This is a genomic window from Streptococcus alactolyticus, assembly GCF_012277075.1.
GTDB lineage: Bacteria > Bacillota > Bacilli > Lactobacillales > Streptococcaceae > Streptococcus > Streptococcus alactolyticus.
This window is the reverse complement of the sequence record NZ_JAAXMT010000026.1, coordinates 1-2579: the sequence shown is the minus strand read 5'-3', so window position 1 is coordinate 2579 and position 2579 is coordinate 1. Positions and strand designations below refer to the sequence as shown.

The 2579-nt window shown below is 36.5% G+C and carries 3 protein-coding genes and 1 pseudogene; 1 reads left to right on the top strand and 3 read right to left on the bottom strand.

Annotation, left to right across the window (positions count from 1 at the left end; translation table 11 throughout):
- Positions 1 to 104: 104 nt before the first annotated feature.
- From HFK82_RS08705 to HFK82_RS09230, 3 genes and pseudogenes are all read right to left on the bottom strand, one after another.
- Entirely contained in the window at positions 105 to 1250 is a 1146-nt protein-coding gene (locus HFK82_RS08705) for a tyrosine-type recombinase/integrase (protein WP_168261049.1), read from the bottom strand.
- Positions 1251 to 1480: 230 nt separating this feature from the next.
- Complete coding sequence (locus HFK82_RS08700) at positions 1481 to 1849, bottom strand: ImmA/IrrE family metallo-endopeptidase (protein WP_168261050.1); 369 nt, start codon at positions 1847 to 1849, stop codon at positions 1481 to 1483.
- 159 nt (positions 1850 to 2008) lie between these two features.
- Positions 2009 to 2242 (bottom strand): annotated as a pseudogene (locus HFK82_RS09230) (helix-turn-helix domain-containing protein); the annotation flags it as partial.
- A gap of 147 nt (positions 2243 to 2389) precedes the next feature.
- On the opposite strand from HFK82_RS09230, the gene HFK82_RS08690 reads away from it, so the two are divergent.
- Positions 2390 to 2579, top strand: a 190-nt coding sequence (locus HFK82_RS08690; RefSeq protein ID WP_168261484.1) for a helix-turn-helix domain-containing protein, incomplete at its 3' end; no start/stop codon positions are given.

Below are 2579 nucleotides of genomic sequence, written 5' to 3'. Positions count from 1 at the left end.
ACGAAGTATTTTTTCTTATTTGCTATCTAAAATCCTATACTATCAACGTTTGAGGGGTGTTTTTAGGTCTATTGTTTTGAATTTACTCCCCTTTTTGTGGACTTTCACAAATTTTGGAGAGCTTTTTCATAATACAGTACCGCCTCTTTTTCTTTCTCTTTTGATAAGTGACTGTACGTGTCCATGGTCATGGCTAACGTTGCGTGTCCTAGACGGTGCTGCAATTCTTTATAGCTAATACCAGCATTAAGCAACAAACTAGCGTGCGTGTGTCTAAAAGCGTGAAAGGTAAATTGTGGGATACCCGCTTCCTTGCAACGGTGTCTAAGTGACTTGGTTCTAGCGTCACTATTTGGGTATTGTGATACCGTTGTAGAGAATACCAAGGCAGGAGCAGGCGAACCAATCTCCATAAATGCTTGACGTTGTCTGTTCCTGTACTGCTTGAGCATGAGAATAGTTTTGTTATCTATGCTGATAGTTCTGATACCTGCTTTACTTTTAGGGGTGCCAACCTGTTTTACAATTCTGTTATAAGTCTTGGTAATGCTGATAGTTGCACTATTAAAATCAATATCAGACCATTCAAGAGCTACAGCCTCCCCATATCGGCACCCAGTAGCAAGTAACAGATTATACAGTACACTATCATAGTAATAATTATAGGCGGTTGGTGCTAGTCGTTCCATGTAGTCTAGGAATGTTTTCAAGTCTTCCTTATCTATGAATTTGATACGGTTAGCGCCTGCCTTTTGTGGTCTAGGTAGAATAACTTCACGCGCAGGGTTGAACGGTATCAATTGCATACTAACCCCATACTGTAAAATACGCTTGTTTATTGAGGCAGCCACCCCATAATTAACAATCTTGAAAGCTAGCTTGTTTACCCAACTTTGTACGTGTGCTATATGTATCTTGTCTAGCTGCATATCACCAAACACGGGCAAAATATGGTTTTTCAAAAACTGGCGCGTGCTTACGAGTGTTTGGGGTTTAACTGTCATTTGATAATTTTCTAACCACAAGGCAGCGAGTTCCTTATATGTGGTGACCTTTACCCTCTTGAATACGGTTGACCCGTTAGCTTTAAAATCGTTTTGGGCTTGCTGGGCTTTAGCTTTAACTTCTTTTTTCGTTCGCCCTGTTATAGTCGTTTTAACTTTCTTTCCTGTAATGCTATCTACTCCCAAATAAACATTTGAGCGGTACACTTTTGTACCGTTTTTTTTAATAACTTCTTTGATGTTCATGATAAACCTTTCTACAGCAGGCAAGCCATTATTGAAAAGGTTTTAGGTTTATATGAATTGTTGGAAAATGTTGGAATGAAATACTGGAAAATCCTAGTATATGACGTAACAAAACGGTTGACCTATGTAATATCTAGGCAGGTCAGAAATCATAGAAAATCATAGTATAGAAATAGCTCAAAATTGAGCGCTACTGTAAGCCAAAATATAGGCGAATGATGGCGCGTGGGTTAGGTTAACATAGAATATAGCATATCCATATAATAGCTTTCTTTTAGCTGATACTTTTGACAAAATTGTAAAATATTAAAGTCTTGCAATTCAATGTTTTTTAATTCTTCCGCTACAAGATTTTGTAACATGGATTTGTTGGCTTGTAATTCGTATTTTTCACGCAATCGGTCATAATTGGCGGGGTTATGGTCTTTATGCCCTAACTCGTGGTAGATGACCTTTTTAATGGTTATTGGGTCTGCCATAGCGTTAACAAATATTATTTTTTTAACATGGTCTATCACCCCAGCACGTCCCCAAAATTCAGGCGAAAAAAATAGAACTTTATACCCGTATTGGCTAGCTAGTTTTTCCAATTCTTCCATTTAGTTACCGCCTTGTTTTCCTAGATATACTTCTATAATGGTTTGGATTGCTTCCAAGTCATCTTCTGTTAGCGGTTTACCGTCAAACGTCATGAACCTGTTTTTTAAATCCTCTACTGGTATTGGTTCGGTGTCGTTTTTAAGTGCGGAACTATTGGCAGAAAAACGAGGGTCAAGGTCTGATTTTTTGACGTTGAGATAATCGGCTATTTTTTGGATATTGCCAAACGTTGGCATTGAATAACCTTTAACATATCCTGTTATAGTGCTTTTGGGGATACCTAGATTGTTATGTAAATCTATTTGTCTAACACCTTTGTTTTTCATAATTCTGTTGAGATTTTGGGAGAATATCTCCCTATTTTTTATATCTTGGGGGCTATTTTTTGACATGATTATTTATACCTCCTGAAATTATTTCACAGGAACATTATAGCACTAAGTACTAAAAAAATGAAACTTTTTTACAAAAATACTTGACTCAGTACGGATAAAATAGTACTATTGATTTGTTATTTTTTTGAAAGGAGACGTAAAGTAATGCAACAATGGACGTTAAAAGCTTGCAGAATCAACGCAGGCTATACATTGAGAGAGGTGGCTAAAAAAGTTAACAAGAATTTTCAAACCATTTCAAAGTACGAAAAAAACAGTACGAATATACCTTTTGAACTTTTAAGAGATTTAGCTACTCTTTACAATGTAAAATTAGATGATATTTTTTTAGGCG

What these genes read in the sequence shown, in the direction of transcription:
- HFK82_RS08700 (WP_168261050.1), bottom strand. Translation starts at nt 1,849, where the DNA reads ATGGAAGAATTGGAAAAACTAGCTAGCCAATACGGGTATAAAGTTCTA.
- HFK82_RS08705 (WP_168261049.1), bottom strand. Translation starts at nt 1,250, where the DNA reads ATGAACATCAAAGAAGTTATTAAAAAAAACGGTACAAAAGTGTACCGC.